14 protein-coding genes and 1 pseudogene are annotated in these 19,146 nt (G+C 68.3%); 7 read left to right on the top strand and 8 right to left on the bottom strand.

Going from position 1 to position 19,146, the window contains the following annotated elements; all coding sequences use genetic code 11:
• Nucleotides 1-1,513: 1,513 nt before the first annotated feature.
• The 3 genes and pseudogenes from LDL21_RS30255 to trmB all read right to left on the bottom strand — a co-directional run.
• Nucleotides 1,514-4,147 (bottom strand): annotated as a pseudogene (locus LDL21_RS30255) (MMPL family transporter); the annotation flags it as partial.
• Nucleotides 4,148-4,870, bottom strand: a complete 723-nt coding sequence (locus LDL21_RS21640; RefSeq protein ID WP_225281546.1) for an NYN domain-containing protein — start codon at nt 4,868-4,870, stop codon at nt 4,148-4,150.
• Complete coding sequence (trmB, locus tag LDL21_RS21635) at nt 4,867-5,610, bottom strand: tRNA (guanosine(46)-N7)-methyltransferase TrmB (protein ID WP_225281545.1); 744 nt, start codon at nt 5,608-5,610, stop codon at nt 4,867-4,869. Before trmB ends, LDL21_RS21640 begins: the two co-directional genes overlap by 4 nt.
• A 186-nt stretch (nt 5,611-5,796) precedes the next feature.
• On the opposite strand from trmB, the gene LDL21_RS21630 reads away from it, so the two are divergent.
• The 3 genes from LDL21_RS21630 to LDL21_RS21620 all read left to right on the top strand — a co-directional run bounded on the left by LDL21_RS21630 (nt 5,797) and on the right by LDL21_RS21620 (nt 10,393).
• Nucleotides 5,797-6,891, top strand: a complete 1,095-nt coding sequence (locus LDL21_RS21630) for a hypothetical protein (RefSeq protein ID WP_225281544.1) — start codon at nt 5,797-5,799, stop codon at nt 6,889-6,891.
• A complete protein-coding gene (locus LDL21_RS21625; protein WP_225281543.1) occupies nt 6,878-8,323 on the top strand; it encodes a hypothetical protein in 1,446 nt (481 codons plus the stop codon). Before LDL21_RS21630 ends, LDL21_RS21625 begins: the two co-directional genes overlap by 14 nt.
• Before the next feature lie 240 nt (nt 8,324-8,563).
• On the top strand, nt 8,564-10,393 hold the full coding sequence (locus LDL21_RS21620) for a phosphoenolpyruvate carboxykinase (GTP) (protein ID WP_225281542.1): 1,830 nt from the start codon (nt 8,564-8,566) through the stop codon (nt 10,391-10,393).
• 52 nt (nt 10,394-10,445) lie between these two features.
• On the opposite strand, the gene LDL21_RS21615 is transcribed toward LDL21_RS21620, so the two are convergent.
• Nucleotides 10,446-11,192, bottom strand: coding sequence for an HD domain-containing protein (locus LDL21_RS21615; protein WP_225281541.1), 747 nt, complete (start codon nt 11,190-11,192; stop codon nt 10,446-10,448).
• Between the two features lie 100 nt (nt 11,193-11,292).
• Between LDL21_RS21615 and LDL21_RS21610 the strand changes: the two genes are divergently transcribed.
• Together LDL21_RS21610 and LDL21_RS21605 are read left to right on the top strand one after the other, a co-directional pair.
• On the top strand, nt 11,293-12,243 hold the full coding sequence (locus tag LDL21_RS21610; RefSeq protein ID WP_225281540.1) for a GlxA family transcriptional regulator: 951 nt from the start codon (nt 11,293-11,295) through the stop codon (nt 12,241-12,243).
• A 202-nt stretch (nt 12,244-12,445) separates the two neighbouring features.
• Nucleotides 12,446-12,625: a hypothetical protein gene (locus LDL21_RS21605; RefSeq protein WP_225281539.1), complete on the top strand. Its 180-nt coding sequence runs from the start codon at nt 12,446-12,448 to the stop codon at nt 12,623-12,625.
• On the opposite strand, the gene LDL21_RS21600 is transcribed toward LDL21_RS21605, so the two are convergent.
• Nucleotides 12,622-14,067, bottom strand: coding sequence for an aldehyde dehydrogenase (locus LDL21_RS21600; protein ID WP_225281538.1), 1,446 nt, complete (start codon nt 14,065-14,067; stop codon nt 12,622-12,624). The two genes, LDL21_RS21605 and LDL21_RS21600, sit on opposite strands and share 4 nt — an antisense overlap.
• A 211-nt stretch (nt 14,068-14,278) precedes the next feature.
• On the opposite strand from LDL21_RS21600, the gene LDL21_RS21595 reads away from it, so the two are divergent.
• Nucleotides 14,279-14,575 carry a hypothetical protein gene (locus LDL21_RS21595; protein WP_067497182.1) on the top strand — a complete coding sequence of 99 codons (297 nt, stop codon included), beginning with the start codon at nt 14,279-14,281 and terminating at the stop codon, nt 14,573-14,575.
• 1 nt (nt 14,576) lies between these two features.
• Here LDL21_RS21595 and LDL21_RS21590 read toward each other — a convergent pair whose 3' ends face one another.
• Entirely contained in the window at nt 14,577-15,368 is a 792-nt protein-coding gene (locus tag LDL21_RS21590; protein ID WP_225281537.1) for a class I SAM-dependent methyltransferase, read from the bottom strand.
• 139 nt (nt 15,369-15,507) lie between these two features.
• Here LDL21_RS21590 and LDL21_RS21585 point away from each other — a divergent pair, with 139 nt between their 5' ends.
• Nucleotides 15,508-16,680 carry a glycosyltransferase family 4 protein gene (locus LDL21_RS21585; RefSeq protein WP_225281536.1) on the top strand — a complete coding sequence of 391 codons (1,173 nt, stop codon included), beginning with the start codon at nt 15,508-15,510 and terminating at the stop codon, nt 16,678-16,680.
• Here the strand turns inward: LDL21_RS21585 and LDL21_RS21580 are convergent.
• Both LDL21_RS21580 and LDL21_RS21575 read right to left on the bottom strand, forming a co-directional pair.
• Nucleotides 16,670-16,900 carry a hypothetical protein gene (locus tag LDL21_RS21580; protein WP_225281535.1) on the bottom strand — a complete coding sequence of 77 codons (231 nt, stop codon included), beginning with the start codon at nt 16,898-16,900 and terminating at the stop codon, nt 16,670-16,672. The two genes, LDL21_RS21585 and LDL21_RS21580, sit on opposite strands and share 11 nt — an antisense overlap.
• A 224-nt stretch (nt 16,901-17,124) precedes the next feature.
• The gene (locus LDL21_RS21575; RefSeq protein ID WP_225281534.1) at nt 17,125-19,035 is read right to left on the bottom strand and encodes an MmpA family trehalose lipid delivery protein; all 1,911 of its coding nucleotides are present in this window, start codon (nt 19,033-19,035) and stop codon (nt 17,125-17,127) included.
• Nucleotides 19,036-19,146 lie beyond the last annotated feature (111 nt).

The raw sequence follows: 19,146 nt of genomic DNA, 5'->3' as shown, positions 1-19,146 counted from the left end.
TCCAGTTCTCGATCTCCGTGCGGGTGTCCGCCTGGGGGTCGTCCTCGGGAGTTGCCGCCGAGCCGTTTTCCGAGGAGGCGGCACCGTTCGCGTCCGGGGCGGGCGGTGACGACGGTTCTGCCGCATCGGAATTCGGGATCGGAGTGAATCCGGGCGGCGCGACCTGAGGATGCAGAACGTTCGGCGAGCGGCTCGTATCAGATTGTGCCGCAGACTGTTCCCGCGCGGCCGGGTCCTGCGGCGTGCGGCTCTCGGTCGATTGCGCGTTGTCCGGGGAACCTATTTGCGCGGACCGCCGCGCATTGTCGATCGACGCCCACATCGACGACGCACCGGCCGACATCGGCGGCTCCGCTGCCTCGGCGGTCGGCGCATCACCCGGGACACCGTCGGTCCACGGGAGTTGCTGTGGGTCGACGGGAACCGGAGTACCGAAAACGTTCTGGGCAGCCGGGGTCTGCGGTTGCGCGTCGCGTTCGTCGGGCGCGGGGCGGCGCATCGGGAGGTCCGGGAATTCCGGGAGATCGGACGCCGGCTCGGCGGCCTGCTGCGCATCCGCGCGGTGGGCACCGGGAGTCGCGGTCAGGTCGGGTTGGGGCGGAACGAAACCCTGCGGACGTGAGTCCGGTTGGCGTGCAGCATCTTCCGTAGCGGGTCGGCTGATCCGGTCGGCGACGGGTGCCTGCGGTTCCGGTGCATCCTGCGATGCGCGACCCGCGTCCTCGCCGGTTCGCGGGAGCGGAGTGAACCCGTTGAAGGTTCCGCCCGCCGGGAAATCGGAAGGACGCGACACCGGATGCGGTGTCGGCGGGTGCGTGATGCTGGGCGGTGGCGTCACCGGAGGCGGCGTGTTCACGATGCCCGATGGCGGTGTCACGGGAGGCGGCGTGTTCATGATGCCCGATGGCGGTGTCACGGGAGGCGGCGTGTTCACGATGCTCGGCGACGGCGTCACCGGGCGCGGCGTGTCGGTGCTCGGCCGAGCGGGCGTGACGATGCTCGGTCGGGATTCCGGTGTGTCCCCGGGGAATTCACCACCGACAGGCATGCCGGGCGTCGAGATGCGAGGCGTCGTCGGGCTGTATCCCGCAGGTGGCTTGACCCGCTCCGAACCGCGCGGCGTGGGCGCGTTGCCCCGGGAATCGGGCAGGTCGAGACCGCCGATCACACCATCGACGGGGGCTGCCACATCGGCCGGTCCGGAACCGCCGATCACGCCGTCGGCACCGAATTCCGCACGGCCCGAATGGTTCTCCGCAGCTGAATCGACGGGTGTCGAGCTCGGGTAGCTCTGATCGTCTCCGGCAGCCGAGTCGTGGGCGGGCGTGCCGGGACCTGTGCCGAAAGCCTGGTGGTGGGAACGGTTTCCAGCTGCCGGATCCACAGGCGCGACCGCACCATGGTCCGGCCGGATCGCAGTCGACTCCCCGGAAGCGCCTGTATCCCCACGTCCCGATCGGAACGCGGTCGGTTCCCCAGGGGCGCCTGTTTCCCCATGTTCCGATCGGATCGCGGTCGGCTCCCCAGGTGCGGCCGTACCCCCACGGTTCGACCCGTCTTCGGACGATCCGGTAGGCATGCCCGAATCCCCACGGCCAGGGCGATTTTCGCTGCCCGGCTCAGGGGCGGGGGAATCCGGCTTCACCGCAGGCAGCATCTGCGTCGGCTCGTCATCGGCGCCGACAGGCTTCGCCGAACCGGGCTGCACAACCGGCAGCACCCGCGTCGGCTCACCCGAAAGCATCGACGCCCGCGGCCGCGTGGGATCTGGCGACATCGGCTTGCGCGGCCGGGCCGGTTCGGCGGACTCGGTGATCTTGTCGATGCGCTGAGTCGGCGCCTCGGCCTCGATCTCGGCCACCGTGCGCGGACGGCGCGGTGTCTTGGCCAGTTTGGCGTCGGGGACGGAGACCATCTGCATGGTCGGGGGGTCGGTGATCGGGGTGGTTTTCACGAGGTCGACGACCGCGCCCTTGTCCGGGCGCTCGTCGTCGAGAATGGGCTCGCCCAGGCCGACCTTCTCCTGGATCCGCTTCATCCACTTGGGCGCCCACCAGCAGTCGTCGCCCAGCAGCTTCATGATCGCGGGCACGAGCAGCATGCGCAGGATGGTCGCGTCGATGAACAGCGCCGCGATCATGCCGTAGGCGATGTACTGCATCATCACCAGATCGGAGAACGCGAACGCACCGGTGACGACCAGCAGGATGAGCGCGGCGGCGGTGATGATGCGCCCCGTCTGGGCGGTACCGATGCGCACTGCTTCGGTGGTCGACGCACCTTGCGCGCGGGCCTCGACCATGCGCGAGAGCAGGAAGACCTCGTAGTCGGTCGACAAGCCGTAGATGATCGCGATGATCAACACCAGCACCGGCGCACTGATCGGTTGCGGAGTGAAGTTCAGGATGCCGGACCCGTGACCGTCGATGAAGATCCAGGTCAGGATGCCGAGCGTGGACCCGAGACCGAGTGCGCTCATCACGGCGGCCTTGATCGGCAGCACGAGTGAGCCGAAGGTCAGGAACATCAGAATCGTGGTGACAAGCAGCACCAACGCGATCATCAACGGCATGCGATCGAGCAGCGCGTCGATGCTGTCCTTCATGATCGCAGGCTGGCCGCCCACGTACATCTGCACGTTGTCGGGGGTTTCGATCGCCCGCAGGTAGTCGATGGTCTGATTGGCTTCGTCGGAGTCGACGAGCGTCGCCGAAGTCCGGTAGATCGTTTTGTCGGTGGGGGCCGTGGACGGCACCCCGAATGGACCGACCAGCCCGGGAGCCTTGTTCGCGGCCTTCCAGGCGGCGCCGATCGCGTTGGTGTCTTCGCCGACGAACACGATCTCGATCGGATCGGTCTTCTTCATCGGGAACACCTCGTAGAAGTGTTCGAGCGCCAGGCGAGTCTCGTTGTCGGGCGGCAAGTACTTCTCGTTGATGCCGCCGAAGGCCAAGTCCTTCACCGGGATGATGAGCAGCAGCAGACCGATGGTGATCGGGATGGCGATCTTGAGCGGATGCTTCATCACCCACCGGGTGAGGTTGCCCCAGAAGCCGTTCTCGATCTCCTCCGCGGTTTTGTCCTTGCGGAAACGCTTGAGACCGAGCATGTCCACGCGCGGACCGAGAATGGCCAGCATCGCGGGCAGGATGGTGATGGCGGTGAGCGCGGCCAAGGTGACGGTCGCGATGGTGCCATAGGCGATGGACCGCAGAAAGCCCTGCGGGAACAGCAGAATGCCGCCGAGGCTGGCCACGATCATCGTCGCCGAGAACACGACGGTCCGACCGGCCGTCATCACCGAACGCCGTACGGCGGCACGCGTGTCGTAACCCTCGGCCAATTCCTCCCGGAACCGGCTGACTATGAAAAGCCCGTAGTCGATCGCCAGACCGAGACCGATCATCGAGACGACGCCGGTGACGAATGAATTCACCTCGGTGACATGAGTCAACGCCATGATGATGCCGTTGGCGCCGAGGATGGTGAGCCCGCCGATGATCAGCGGAAGCGCGGCCGCGACGATGCCGCCGAAGATAAAGAACAACAGCACGCCGACGGCGGGAATCGCCAGCAATTCCATGCGTTTGGTGTCGTGCGCGATCGTGTCGTTGAGCGTGCCCGCCATGCCCTGCAGACCGGAGACCTCGGTGTCGACGCCAGGAACGTCGAAGGCGTCCTTGGTCGCGCGGTAGCTGCGCAGAGTCTCGGTGTCGTTGTTGCCCTTGAGCCGGATGGCGGTGAAGGCGTGCTTCTTGTCCTTGGACCCGAAGGTCGACGGCACGGTCGGCACCTTGCCGTCGATACGCCAGTACGCACCGACGATACTGTCGATCGAATCCGGGTATTTCGCCGTCAGACCAGCCAGATTTTCGACAATCTTCTGGCTGAATTCCGGGTCGTCGATCGTTTTGCCCTCGGGGGCGTTGTACATGACGACGATGTCGGAATCGTGGTTACGGCCCCACGCGCCATCGGAAATCCGCGCTGCCTGCGAGGATTCCGAGTTCGGATCGTCCAACCCGCTGGAACTGAGGTGGTCTTCCAGCCCGAAGCCGAAACCACCGAGCGCCAACAAGGCGGCCCCGACCACACCGATGACGGCGAATCGGAACCGATAGACCAGATCGCCCCAGCGGGTGAACACTTAAGCGACTCCTTGACCAGGGCGAGATGTGAGTAGCGCAGAAAGCGGCCGGAAGGGCTGCAACCATGCGCCCTCGTCGGGCAGCGAATCGAGGCTCACCCGCGGTAGCGGTTCCCGGAAAACTCCCGGGATGTCCTCGAGGTCGACGAACTCGAGAGTATCGGAAGTGACAGCCCAACTCGCGTGCTCACGGAATCCGAGCACGTGAGCTGGGGTTCCCTTGGCGGCGATGGCTTCCAGTGGTTCGCGGAATGCTTGGCCGTCGGCGGAGGCGACCATGATGCCTGCTAGTCCGCCGTGCCGTGCCCGCATGGCGATGTGGGCGAGCATGTCGGCGTCGACGTCGGAGTCCTCGTCGATCTTCGGCTTGGCGAAGACCGCGAAACCCACGTTGCGCAATGCCTCGACCCAGGGTCGGACCACGTCGGCGGTGCCGGGGGCGATATTGGTGAAGACGGTTGCTTCGGCTTCGATGCGGGTTTTGGAACCCACCGACAGCTCGGCGGTCTTGGCGAGCAGCCAGCGGCCGAGCGCGTCGAAGCGGGGACGATAAGCGGCCGTGGGACGTCCACCGAGGATGGCGCCGAGTCCCATGTCGAGGTTCGGCGCGTCCCAGACGAGCAGGACGCGCCGGACATCGGGCCCGGAACCGCTCAACGCCTCGGCGCCGGCACCTGACTGATCGAGTTCCGGCATCTCGGGGGCGATCTCACTCACGCTCATCTCTCGATCTTCCCCCATATGAACTCGTTGATGACGCTTCCGGCACGCAGGCCTTTGCCCTCGAACTTGGTGACCGGCCGGTCGAAACCGATCGGCGCGGTGTCGCGGTTGGCCGCGCTGTCGCCACCTGTGGTGTCGTTCAGGCCGGTGAGCAGCGGTTCCTGTGAGCCTACTTCGAGAATGTGTTCGGCGTAGTCGGCGTGGTCGGTCGCCACGTGCAGCACACCGCCCGGCTGCAGCCTGCTCGCGATCAGCGCGAAGGTCGGCGCCTGCAGCAGCCGGCGCTTGTGGTGGCGGGCCTTGGGCCACGGGTCGGGGAAGAACACCCGCACACCGGTCAGCGATTCCGGGGCAACCATGTTCTCCAGCACGTCGACGGCGTCACCGCGCAGCAACCGGATATTGCCGATCTCCTCGCGTTCCACCTGCTGCACCAGCTGGGCCAGACCCGGTTTGTACACCTCGATGCCGATGAGGTTGAGGTGCGGCTCGGCCTTGGCCATGGCGGCCGTGGCGGTGCCGGTTCCGCAACCGATCTCGATGACCAGCGGGGCGCTTCGTCCGAACCAGGCGTCGGCGTCGATGGGCTCGTTGGACACGTCCCGGCCGATCACCGGCCACGTACGTTCCCAGGAGGCCTGCTGGTTGGGCGTCAATGCCCCTCGGCGCGAGCGGAAGCTCGTCACGCGGGGGTAGAGCCGGGATCCGGTGGTCGAGCGGCGGCCCGCTTCGTTCGGCATCTCCGAGAGCTTCAAGTGCTCCGGGGCAGTGGACGGCGGCCCGGGAACCGACTCGACAGGGTGGTTGGCGGCGTCGTTCACGTCGTCCATTGTCCAGCATGCGCCGAGTTACGTCGCAGCCGCCTCACGCCGGATCTGACAGAATGCCCTCCGAAAAGGGGGTGCGCGCAAATGCCGACAGGGACCATGACCGCACAGACACGGCCGTCCGACCAGCTCGATCAGCTGATCTCGGACCTCGGCGCAGGTGGGGGAACCGACCCGGTGATCGCCGAGCGGCTCGTCGAGGCAGTACACCGCAGACGCAGGCCGCTGCGGATCCAGGTGGCGGGGCGTGCGCTCAGCGGCCGGACCACCGTCCTCGCGGCGCTGGCACTGCTGTCCGCGCAGGAGACCGACCCGGTCGACCAGCCCGAGCTGCCCGATCCGGTGCTCGACGGTGATCTGGTGGTGTATGTGCTGGCAGGCGCGCCACAGGCGGCCGATCTGCGGGTACTGGAAACGCTGCCGAGGGACCGCAGCATCGTGGTGTTGAACAAGGCCGACGCGATGGGTTCGCGCTGGGGCGACGCCGTGGCCGCCGCCGACCGGTTCGCCCGTGAGCTGCGCTTGCCGGTGGTTCCGGTGGTCGCCTCGCTGGCGGCGCGCACCCGCGCGGGCAGTGTCGACGCGGCTGATCTCAGCGATCTGCGCAGGCTCGCCGTCGGCCCGGATGTGCCGTCGGTGCTGGCCGCCGACCTGTTCATCGGTGCCGGTTCCGATCAGGACGCCCGCAGGCGCCTCATCGAGAACTGGGACCTCTACGGCGTGGACTGCGCGCTCACCGCGCTGCGCGCCGACCCGGATCTCACCTCCGCCGCGCTGATCCAGATCCTGCACTCCGCAGGCGGCATCGACCCGTTGCACCGGCTGGTCCACCGCCGCTACGAGCAGGTCGAAGCCGTGCGCGGGGGCGAACTGCTCGACGAGCTGGTCCGGCTGGCCGCGCGCGCCGTCCCCGGCGACGGCGGGCGCGCCCGCGCGCTGATCGAGCAGTACCTGGCCGGTGACGAGGCCTTGTGGATCGGTCTGTGCGCCGGTCTGGCCTGCCCGCAGGTCGCCCACCTGGCCGCCGGATATCCCTCGCCCGCGCCCGGCGACGCCGACGAGGCGCTCTCGCGCGCCACCCGCTGGCGGGCTGTGGTGTCGAGCGATATGCCGCCCGCCGCCCGCCGCGCCGCGCTGCGCGTCCACAACGGGTACATCAGAGCCTGGGAGCGGATGAGCAGTGCCGGACTCTGACGAGGCCGCACTGCCCGCCGACGTCGACGCCGTCATCGAACGATGGAATCCGCAGGGTAAGGCGCTGCTGCGGGCGATGGCCGGTTCCGGCGCCGCCGCGAGCGTGCTGTTCTACGCCCCCGACGACGCCAACACCACCCTGCTGCGCACCGAACTGGCCCGCTTCGAACCGCGCATCGACCTGATCGACCCGGCCACCCCGACCACCGAACCCGCCCCGGCCCTGATCCTGTTCGACGCGGGCAGCGTGATCGGTGCCGACCTGCTCGCCCTCATCGACCGCCTGCGCGGCGCGGGCGCCCCGATCCTGCTCGCCATGAACGGCTTCCACGCCTACCAGGACTGGCGTGCGATGCGCGAACGCAGCCTCGCCCTGCTCGCCGCCCGCGGCAGCGACGACCTCGACATTCTCGCCCTCTCGGCCCGGCTGGCCGCCGCCGCCCGCGCCGCCGACGACTCCGCCCTGCTCGACCGCTCCGGTCTCGGCGCCCTGCACGCCGCCCTCGCCGCGGCCACCGCGCAGACCCCGGTCGACGGCGCCCGACGCCGTGCCGCCGTGCTCGCCCGCGTGCTCGCCGACACCAGGGCGCGCATCGCCGAGCAGATCGCGGCACTGCGCGCGGGCACCGAGACCGCACGCATCAGGGAGGAGCGGGTCGCCCTGCTCGCCGAGCGCGACGGCGGCCGCCAGACCGGTCTGGCAGCGGTGCGCAGCCAGGTGCAGCTGGCCCGCGTCGACCTGTCGACCGAGGTCGGGGCCATGGTCCGGGCCCTGCACATGCGCTCACGCGCCGAACTCGACCGCTGCGACCGCACCGAACTGCGCGCCTACCCCGAGCGCTTGCAGCAGGCCGCCGGTGAACTGTCGGCCGCGGTCGACGCCGTCATCGACGAGCGCGTACTCGAGACCGCGCGGCGTGTCGGCACCGCCGCACCCGCCCAGCGCCGCTACGACGCGGCGCCCCGAGTGGGTCCGGAACCCACGCCGAGGCACCGTGGTGTCGAAGATCACCTGGTGATCGCGCTCGGCGCGTCGGCCGGTGTCGGTCTAGGCCGGTTGATCGTCGCGCCGCTGTCGCTGGTGCCGACGCTCGATGTGGCGAGCGTGCCGGTGGCGTTGCTGCTCGGTGCCGGTGCGGCGGCATGGGTGGTGCGTGCGCGCGGGCAACTGGCCGAACGCAGTCACATGTCGCAGTGGGTGTCGGAGGCGCTGGTTAATGTGAAAGCCCAGCTCGAGCAGCGTGTCGCGGCAGTCCTGGTGGACGTGGAGGCGGAGCTGGCCGAACATGTCGTCCGCGAATCCACAGCCCGCGCGGTGGCTGTGGACCGGCGTATCGCCGAGCTCGACACGCTCGTCCGGCGCCTCGCCGCCGAGCAGCCTGCACAACTTTCCGCCTGCGAACGCGATATCGAGACACTCGACAAGGTGTGACGAGAACGATTGGTCCACCCGCCGATGGGTACTAGGTTGGGCGAACCCGATTCCTTATCGATCGTCATATCGCGTTAACCTTTAAGCAGGAACCTGGGCGTCCTGCTCCGTGCCAGTCGATGCGCGGCCTCCGTCCGTGTACGGCCCTGTACGCCGTCCATTGGGGTTGTGCGGTGGCTGGTTCGCTGCCGGACGTCTTCCCGCCACGGTGGCGCCCCCGCCCATCTCAGGAGAGTTTTCATGACCTCAGCGACCATTCCTGGTCTTCGTGGATCCGACGGCACCGCGCCGACCGAGCACAGTGAACTGCTCGCCTGGGTACAGGAAGTCGCAGAGCTCACTCAGCCTGACCGCGTTGTCTGGGCCGACGGCTCCGACGCGGAATGGGATCGCCTGACCACGCAGCTGGTCGAAGCGGGCACCTTCAAGAAGCTCGACGAGAAGAAGAAACCGAACTCCTTCCTCGCCCTGTCCGACCCCTCCGATGTGGCCCGCGTGGAATCGCGCACCTACATCTGCTCCAAGACCGAGGCCGACGCGGGCCCGACCAACAACTGGGTCGACCCCGCCGAGATGCGCGCCACCATGACCGAGCTGTACCGCGGCTCGATGAAGGGCCGCACCATGTACGTGGTGCCGTTCTGCATGGGCCCGCTCGGCGCCGAGGACCCCAAGCTGGGCGTGGAGATCACCGACTCCGAGTACGTGGTGGTCTCGATGCGCGTGATGACCCGGATGGGCCAGGCGGCGCTGGACAAGCTCGGCACCGACCGTCCGTTCGTGAAGGCGCTGCATTCGGTCGGCGCTCCGCTGGCCGAGGGCCAGGCCGACGTGCCGTGGCCGTGCAGCGACACCAAGTACATCACCCACTTCCCCGAGGACCGCGAGATCTGGTCCTACGGCTCGGGCTACGGCGGCAACGCCCTGCTCGGCAAGAAGTGCTACTCGCTGCGCATCGCCTCGGCGATGGCCCACGACGAGGGCTGGCTGGCCGAGCACATGCTGATCCTCAAGCTGATCTCGCCCGAGAACAAGGCCTACTACATCGCCGCCGCGTTCCCCAGCGCCTGCGGTAAGACCAACCTGGCGATGATCCAGCCGACCATTCCCGGCTGGCGCGCGGAGACCCTCGGCGACGACATCGCCTGGATGCGTTTCGGCAAGGACGGCCGCCTCTACGCGGTGAACCCGGAGTTCGGTTTCTTCGGCGTGGCGCCGGGCACCAACCACAGCTCCAACCCCAACGCGATGGCAACCATCGACGCGGGCAACACCGTCTACACCAACGTCGCCCAGACCGACGACAACGATGTGTGGTGGGAGGGCCTGGAAGGCGACCCGCAGCACCTCATCGACTGGAAGGGCAACGACTGGACCCCCGAGTCCAGCACGCACGCCGCGCACCCGAACTCGCGCTACTGCACCCCGATGTCGCAGTGCCCGATCCTGGCCCCCGAGTGGGACGACCCGCAGGGCGTGCCGATCTCGGCCATCCTGTTCGGCGGTCGCCGCAAGACCACCGTCCCGCTGGTGACCGAGTCGTTCGGCTGGGAGCACGGCGTGTTCATGGGCGCGACCATGGGCTCGGAGCAGACCGCCGCCGCCGAGGGCCAGGTGGGCACCGTCCGCCGCGACCCGATGGCGATGCTGCCGTTCCTCGGCTACCACGTGGGCGACTACCTCGACCACTGGATCGAGCTGGGCAAGAACGCCGACTCGACCAAGCTGCCGAAGATCTTCTACGTCAACTGGTTCCGTCGTGGCGCCGACGGCCGCTTCCTGTGGCCCGGATTCGGTGAGAACTCCCGCGTGCTGGAGTGGATCGTCGGCCGCATCGAGGGTTCGACCGGTGCGTCGTCCACCCCCGTCGGCCACGTCCCCACGGCCGCCGACCTCGACCTGGACGGCCTCGATGTCGACCCGGCCGACGTCGACGAGGCCCTCGCGGTGAACACCGACGAGTGGCGCCAGGAGATCCCGTCGATCGAGGAATGGTTCGAGTTCATCGGCGACCGCCTCCCCTCGGGTGTCCGCGACGAGTTCGAGGCCCTCAAGCAGCGCCTCGGCTGATCCCCCGAACAACCAACCGCCCGCACCGATCTCCGGTGCGGGCGGTTTCGTTCTATTCGGGGAAAGGCGCGAACCTGACGAACTGGGTGAATCCGGTCGACGTCAGCCAGGCCACCCGCCCTTCGGGGACCGCGGCGGCCTCGGCGGCGAACACCGCGGCGAGGTGCTTCTTCAGCTGGTGACGCGGGTGCCGGGCGAGCAGTTCGCCGACCCATCGGGGATCGAGGTCGGCCAGCCGGTCGCCGAGCACGTCCACCGACGCGCCCGCGGAGACGAAACCACCCGGGTCGCCGAGATCCGCCGCGATGCCAGGGGTGAGATGCGCGGCGATGGCCGCACCGATGATCGCGGCCCGTTCGGCGGAGGCGCCGTGGCGCTGCGCGAGGCCGACCGCGCTCTCCCCGCCGACCACCGCGAAACACCGTCCAGGCGTCGGGGTTTCGAGGGCGATGTCGTGCAGCAGGCAGGAGACGTAGGCGATTTCCTCGTCGTACTCGGCGCCGTCGAGGTCGGCGAGGGCGCGACCGAAGAAGTAGGTGCGGAACGAATGCGCGAGCAATGCGTCCGAAAGCTGTTCGCGCGCAAGCAGTTCCGCCTCTCTGGCGAGCCGGGTGTCCGGGAGGCGCACGTCGTCGACGCGTCCGGTGCCGCGCAGGCCGAGTGCCAGGCGCAGCCGTCCCGGCACGAATTTCGGCACGGTGCGCGCGAGTACGGTCAACAGCCGCCGGCGCTGCGCCGCGGTGAGGTTTCCGCCGGTGCGCTGTGCCCAGGTCCAGTCGACGCCTGCCGGATTCGTCATCAGATCTCCCTTGTCGCTTACGTCAAGCAAAGCCGGACCGGACCGACGGAACGAGTGGCAGACATGCCAGCACTGCCCGGATTCGTGCCAAACTCGTGGAGTGATCTCGGTGGCCGCACTCGCCCTGGACGGCGTGATGACCTACGACCTCGCCTGCGTGGTCCAGATCTTCCGCCACGGACCTGGCCGAACCGGCGAGCCTGCCGGCTTCGACATGCGCACCTGCGGTGTGCGTCCCGGCCCGGTGTGGACGCCGAACGGCTTCGAGCTGCGGGTGGAGCACGGCCTCGAGCTGCTCGCCGACGCCGATCTGATCGTGGTCCCCGGTATCGGCCTGCCGACCATGCCGACCCCGCAACCGGTACTCGACGCCTTGCGCGCGGCCGCCGCCCGCGGCGCCACGATCGCCAGTATCTGTGTCGGCGCCTTCATCCTGGCCGAGGCCGGGCTGCTCGACCGCCGCCCGGCCACCACCCACTGGGGCTACTGCGACGAATTCGCCCAGCTGTACCCGGCCGTGAAACTCGATCCCACCGCCCTTTACGTCGACGACGGCGACATTCTGACCTCGGCGGGCCTGTCCGCCGGATTGGATCTGTGCCTGCACATCGTCCGCCGCGAACTCGGTGCCGCGGCCGCCGCCGACCTCGCCCGCTGGAATGTGGTGCCGCCGCACCGCGAAGGTGGTCAGGCGCAGTACATTCCGCGGCCGATGGCCCGCGTCGCAGCGCACGGTGGTCTGGCGGCCACGCTCGATTGGGCAGCGGCTGATCCCGAGAGCGCGGTGGATGTCTCCGCGCTGGCCGCGCACGCGCTGATGAGCGAACGGACTTTCATCCGCCGCTTCAAGGCCGAGGTCGGCACCACACCGCGTGCCTGGCTCGACGCGCAACGGCTCGGACGGGCCAGGGAACTGCTCGAGCGAACGACGTTCACCGTGGAGACGGTTGCCCAGCGATCGGGCTTCGGAAGTGTGACGGCCCTGCGCGAGCACTTACGGGCGGCCACCGGGCTTACCCCGTCCGCATATCGACGTTCATTGCGTCAGTGACCCACTTTCCCGACGCGGAGTTTCCTTTCGGGCACAAAATAAGACGATTCCCCCGTGTGAATTTCGGGTATCTATTTCGATGACAGAGAGTCGCTGGGGCAAGGGAATCGCCGTCACCTATATTCCCAGTCAGGTTTCTGTGAACGTCGCACCATCCCCCGAGCAAACTCCGTTGAGATCGACGCTGAGAGGTGGTTGACGCATGACCGATCTGGTGACCCGCCCGGAGGACGACACCTGCTCGAGCACGCCACTGCACCGGGTGGCAGGTCGCCTGCAGCGAGTCCTGCCACCCGGATGGCGCGTCGACGTGGTCGACCTGCCCGCCAACGGTGAGGTACGGGCCCAGCCGGTGCTGCGGGTAGCGATGCCGGAGGACTAACCGGTCCAGCCCATCGGCATCAGCACCGACTTCTGCTCGCAGAAGGCGTCCAGGCCCTCGGGCCCGTTCTCGCGGCCGATGCCGGAACTCTTGTACCCACCGAACGGTGCGGTGGGGTCGAAGGCGTACCAGTTGATCGCGTAGGTGCCCGTGCGTACCCGTGCGGCGATCTTCGCGCCGCGTTCGATGTCGGTGGTCCACACCGAGCCTGCCAGGCCGTACACGGAGTCGTTGGCGATGGCGACGGCCTCGTCCTCGGTGTCGTAGGGGATCACCGACAGCACCGGCCCGAAGATCTCCTCCTGGGCGATGGTGCTGGAGTTGTCCACGTCGGCGAAGATCGTCGGCTCGACGAACCAGCCGCGCTCCACCCCCTCGGGCCTGCCGCCGCCGAGGACCAGCCGTGCCCCCTCGGCCTTGCCCTTGGCGATGTAGCCCTCCACACGCTCGCGCTGCCGCTCGCTGATGAGCGGGCCGAACTGCACCGACGGGTCGGTCGGGTCACCGGTCTTCAGGGTGCTCACGTGGGCGACCAGCGCGTCGAGGATCTCTTCGTAGCGGCTGCGGGGTGCGAGGATGCGGGTCTGCGCGACGCAACCCTGGCCGCTGTTCATCAGCCCGGAGAAGGCGAGCACGGGAATGCTCGCGGCGAGGTCGACGTCGTCGAGGATGATGGCGGCCGACTTACCGCCCAATTCCAGCGAAACGGTTTTGAGTTGTTCGCCCGCGACGGCCGCGAGTTTCCGTCCGACGGCGGTACTTCCGGTGAAGGTCACCTTGTCGACGCCGGGATGACCCGCGAGGTATTCGCTCGCCTCGGCTTCGGCGGGCAGTACCGAGATCACGCCGTCCGGCACGCCTGCCTCGGTGAAGATATCGGCGAGGATATTCGCGCTGAGCGGGGTGAGTGGCGACGGTTTGAGCACAATGGTGCACCCGGCGAGCAATGCGGGCGCGAGTTTGTTCACCGCGAGGAACATCGGAACATTCCACGCGGTAATAGCGGCGACGACACCGCGCGGTTCCCTTGACACACGGGTAGTTCCGAACGGGCCGACCCGAGTCTCGTTCCAGGGGAAGGTCTCAGCGAGCGAGACTATCGCGTCGAGCGCCGCCACGGCGGGAATTTGGTTGAATGTCAAGGCGCCTACCGTAGTTGCGCCCATCTCGGCCGTGAGTGCGGCGAGCAATTCCGGGGAACGCTGCTCGATGAGCCGCGCGGCCTTGCCGAGCACCTCGGCTCGTTCCAGTGGATCCTTCTTCGGCCACGGTCCGCTGTCGAAGGCGTCGCGCGCCGCGGCGACCGCGGCGTCGACATCGTCCTTCGTTACCGCGGGCACGCTGCCCACGGTCTCCTCGGTGGCCGGTGAGACCACGGGAATGCGGTCACTACCGGCCGGGGTGGTCCACTTGCCGCCGATGAACAGACTGTCGTAGTGCATGAGAACACGTTACAGTTTCGCGGCCGGATTGTCTGCAACACGTTCTACTTTGCCTGGTCGCGGGCACTCTGAAGTGCACGAATTCCAACCCGTCGGTTCGCTTTTCGGGAAAACGCACTATTGCGTTCTCGTGGTGAAAAGGGGATGCTTTAGCTACTGATCAGCTCGCTCGATTCATCGGACCTTTACAGCGAATTGGGGAGACCGACTCATGGCTGTGCAAGTGATCGGCCGATCGTTGATGACCAGCGACCAGACCGACCATCAAGCGAAGAGTGTGGGCAGTGGAGGATGGGTTGTGTCATTCCTTCCGGGCCGCACACTGACGATCGAGCAGGCAACTGCCGCCATTCAGGCCGCTGAGGCGGTCGCGATGGTCGGAGCGCTCGCCGATCAGGTCGGCCTGACCACGTTGGAGACAGTCGGCCTCGCGATTCAGGAATCCCCCTGGGCCAGTGCGTTACCCGAGCCGGTGCGCCGGACGCGGCGACTGAGCTGGCTGGCCTGAATCACCGTTTCGTCGCCACCACAACGAGATTGCTCACGAGTAGCTCGCGAATCACCGGAATCCGAACCAACCACCACGCCCAGCGCGGGTGATAACGAGGGAAAACGGTTCGCACGTCCGCCGGTGTCGTTGCCGCCCAGCGCAAACCGTCGGCGGCGGTGACAGCGAACAGCGACCTGCCGAATCTGTTCTTGGGTTCACGACCGTGCTTACGGAAATACCTTCGGGCCGCGTACTCGCCGCCGAGGTAATGCCACAGTCCGGTCTCGTGCCCACCGAACGGCCCGTGCCACACCGTGTACGAGTAGACGATGAGCCCGCCGGGCTTGGTCACGCGGACCATCTCGTCGGCCATCGCCCACGGCTCGGGGACATGTTCGGCGACGTTGGAGGAGAAGCACACGTCGAAGGCGTTGTCGCGGAACGGGAGTGCCATGCCCGAGCCGCGCACCGAACCAGCCACCCGCAGGCCGGCGGCGTGCATCTCCGACGGGTCGGGTTCCACCGAGATATAGCGCGCACCGCGTGCGGTGAACTCGTCGGCGAAGTAGCCGGGTCCGCCACCCACGTCGAGCACCACGGTTCCGGTGAGATCGCGGCCGGTGATGTCGGCGTAGAAGTCGTCGATCAGCTCGGCGCTGTCGGTGGCGATGCCGCCGTAGAACCTGGCCGGGTCGGACTGCTCGAACCGGAAGCTCGTCAGCAGGCGCAGGGAGCGGCGCAGCGTGGCGCGACGGGCGAAGCGGGGGGCTCGGCCCGGCTGGTCGGTTCTCGGCAGGGATGCGGTCGGCACGGCAGGAGTTTAGGGGCTCGGCGGCGGCGCATCGCGGCCGTGTGCGGGTTCGGTGGTGATACTGCCGTGTCGCGTGGGCCACACCCGCTAGGGTGGTGGCCGACGTTTGTCCGAAGCCGATCCGATTGCGAGCCCGACCGTGCGTGAAGTCCTCCTGTTGTGCTGGCGTGACACGGGGCACCCACAGGGCGGCGGCAGTGAGCGGTACCTGGAGCAGGTGGGTGCGCAGCTGGCGGCCCGTGGGGTCAAGGTCACCCTGCGTACGGCCGGGTACCCCGGTGCGCCGCGCCGCGAGCGGATCGACGGTATCGACATCAGCCGCGCCGGTGGCCGCTTCACCGTGTACCCGCGCGCGCTGGCCGCCATCCTCGCCGGTCGGCTCGGTGTCGGCCCGCTGCGCGGTGTGCGGCCCGACGTGGTGATCGACACCCAGAACGGCATCCCGTTCTTCGCGGCGGTCACCGGTGTGCCGTCGGTGGTGCTCGTGCACCACGGGCATCGTGAGCAGTGGCCGGTCGCCGGGCGGCTGGTCGGGCGGATCGGCTGGTGGATCGAGTCCAAGCTGTCGCCGCGCGTGCATCGCGACAACCAGTACCTCACGGTGTCGCTGCCCTCGGCCGAGGAGCTGTCGGTGCTCGGGGTCGATCGCGAACGCATCGCCGTCGTCCGCAACGGTGCCGAGCCGGTGCCCGCCGAGGTCGTCCCCGGTGGCGCGAGCACCCGCGCCGCCCACCCACGCATCGCCGTGCTGTCTCGTCTCGTTCCGCACAAGCAGATCGAAGACGCCCTCACCGCCGTCGCCACGCTGCGCGAACGCTTCCCCGAGGTGCACCTGGACGTGATCGGCGACGGCTGGTGGGCGCCGAACCTGCGCGCATGCGCCGAGGAGCTCGGCATCACCGACGCCGTCACCTTCCACGGCCACGTCGACGAACGCCGCAAGCACGAGATCCTGTCCACCGCGTGGGTGCACGTGATGCCCTCCCGCAAAGAGGGCTGGGGCCTGGCCGTCATCGAAGCCGCCCAGCACGGCGTACCCACCATCGGCTACCGCAGCTCCCGGGGCCTCACCGACTCCATCGTCGACGGCGTCACCGGCCTGCTCGTAGACGACGCCCCCGCCCTGGCCCGAGCCGCCGCCGACCTCCTCGCCGACCCGGAAACCCGCGCGATGATGGGCGAAAAGGCCCGCGCCCGCGCCCACGAATTCTCCTGGGAACAAACAGGTTCCGGCGTCTACGAAGTCCTCGCCGCCGCAGCCCGAGGCACCTACACCACCGGCCTCGTAGCCCCGTCAGCTCTCAATCACTGAACAAATCGTCAACGGTCTGCGCCCCGATCGCCCGATCGAGCCATTCACCGAGCTGCGCGCGGTCGTGACACGACACGATCTTGCTTTCCGCCGCAGCTGAAACAGCGATTCCGCGCCGCCGCAGAATTCGAATGATGCTCTCTGAGACGCCCTCTTCGCGCCCCTCTTCGCGAATCCGCTGTGACGTCTCGGAGCGGAAGAACGACAGGTCTACCGACATCAACTTCCTCCAGATTCGGGCGCCTCGCGTACGGCCGAGGCCCAGTTCGACAAGTTCGGCATAGATCTGTGCATCGTCCCGGTCACCAGCGAGCCGCAGCGCAGCGGCCAGCGCTTCCAGTATCGCACCGATCTCAGGACTCGTGGCGTGGGTTATCGCTGACAGGGCCGCCAGAGGTAGGTCTTCGGCAGCCGCTTCGGCAGGGCTCGCCGGATGACGCTCCGTCAGTTGGGGTTTCGGCGGAGGGTGGCTGTGAGGAGCGCGCCGAGGAGGAGGGCGGCCCAGAGGAGGTGGGCGGTGGCGGAGATTCGGCGTTGGGTGGGGGTTGCGGTGTCGGTGGGGGTTGGGTTGGGGACTCGGTAGAGGGCCAGGTCGGGGTCTTCGTAGGTGAGTTGGGTTGTGGTCAGGGTGGATTGGGAGGCGCCGAGGGGGCCGGGGGTGGTGCGTTCTATGAGGATCCAGCCGACGCCGAGGGCCGCCAGGTCGGTGGCGGGGGCGCCTTCGAGTAGGGCGGTTTCGACTGTGCGGGCTCGGTTTCCTTCGCCTGCTACCGCGTAGCCTCGGACGCGGAGTTCGCCTGTTTGGAGGACGTCGTTGGGGAGGATTCGGGGGGCGGGGTCGAGGACGGGAGCTGTTCCGCTGTAAGGGAATCGGCGGAACATGCCTGCGGGGAGGACTGCTACATCGCCCGGCGCGTCGACGTGTTCGACGACCTTTTCCCAGCCTGCGGGGTAGTGGACGGGGCGCATCTCGCCGCCGACGCCCCAGGCCAGGTCGGGGAGAGGGAGAATCAGCAGTCCGATGAAAAGGGTTGCGACAGCGGCAGTTCCGGTTCGTACGCCGTCTTGGCTCGTCGGCGCGAACCTGCGGGCGAAGGTGAGCACGGTGGTGCAGGCTGCCGCCGCACACAACACATACGCCGGCATCGCGAGCGCCACGTATTTCTGGCTGTCGCGCAACAACCCCGCACCGGGCACGTGCACGACCAACCATTCGCCGACCGCGATCCCCCCGCTGGTCGCACCGAGCGCGGGCACGACCACGGCCACCACCGCGATGATCAACAGCGCCCGGTGCCCCCGCGCCCACACCGCCCGCACTCCGAGCGCGACTATCCCGAGCAACAACATCGTGGCGACGAACGCCACCGGCGTTGTCCGGCTGCCCGGAACCGCCTCCGCGTTCCAGATCCCACCGAGCCCGGCCAGGCTCCCCAACGTCCCCAACCACGGCTCCGCCCGCGCCGCGAACGCCGAAACACCCTCGGGATCCGACGGCTCGGCCCCGGCTCCCAATGCGGTCGCCGTCAACCACGGCGCACAGGTGAGCACCCACAGAACGCCCGCGGGCAGCATCTTCCGCCACCCGATCAGCGCCAGTCCGATGATGGCCGCCAGCAACGACCCGGTCGGCGTCAATCCGGCTGCCGCGAACGCCGCGACCAGCGCAGCCCACGCACCGACACGTGCTCCCGCCCGGGAACGGCGGGCCTGAACACCGCTCCGTGCGCGTCCGACAATCGACCCGGACGTACCACTCGCACGTGCCGAGTCGACCTCGCTGAAGCTGCCCGGTGATCCTCTGCCGGCGCCTGTCTCGGCGGTCGACTCTGTACCACGGGCGAGGCTCGCCTCTGTGTGGCCGCGCCCGTACGACCCGACGCCGACTGACGAATCGACGTCCGGCTCGCGCAGACGCGTTGCCGCCAACGCCACCCATGGCAATGCCGCATACCCCGCGAGCAGACTCCAATGCCCTTGGAGAAGGCGTTCGGCGACGAAGGGGTTCCAGAGGGCCAGGGTCGCGGCGACGAGTTGGGGGCCGGTGGTCGCGCCGACGAAGCGGCGGGCGAGGACGGCGGCGCCGTAGCCTGCCGACCACAGGGAAACGATCAGGATGGTTTTGACGAGGATGCCGCCGTCGACGGCAGGAGAGAGGAACGCGAGCAGGGCGTCTTGGGGCACCGCGCGGGGTGCGGCCGCGCCGAGTCCGAGTGCGGAGTCGGTCAGGTAGGAGCGCGGGGTACTCACCGCGTCGCGCAGCAGCAGGTACCCGGAGCCTGCCAGCGGGCCGACGATCACAGCCGTGAGGAGCGCGCAGTACGCGGCAACCCAGAGCCTCGCGCTACCTGTCACATCAGAGCACCCTAGATGCTTGCGGTGAGCGCAGCGGGGCCCGCCCTGATCTGGACCGACCAGGGAGTGCGACAACGCGAAGGGCCCGCCTCGAGCGCGCCGGCGCTCCAG

Source organism: Nocardia rosealba (genome assembly GCF_020216065.1).
Lineage (GTDB): Bacteria > Actinomycetota > Actinomycetes > Mycobacteriales > Mycobacteriaceae > Nocardia > Nocardia rosealba.
The sequence above is the reverse complement of the archived record's forward strand: the minus strand, read 5'-3'. Positions and strand labels throughout refer to the sequence as shown.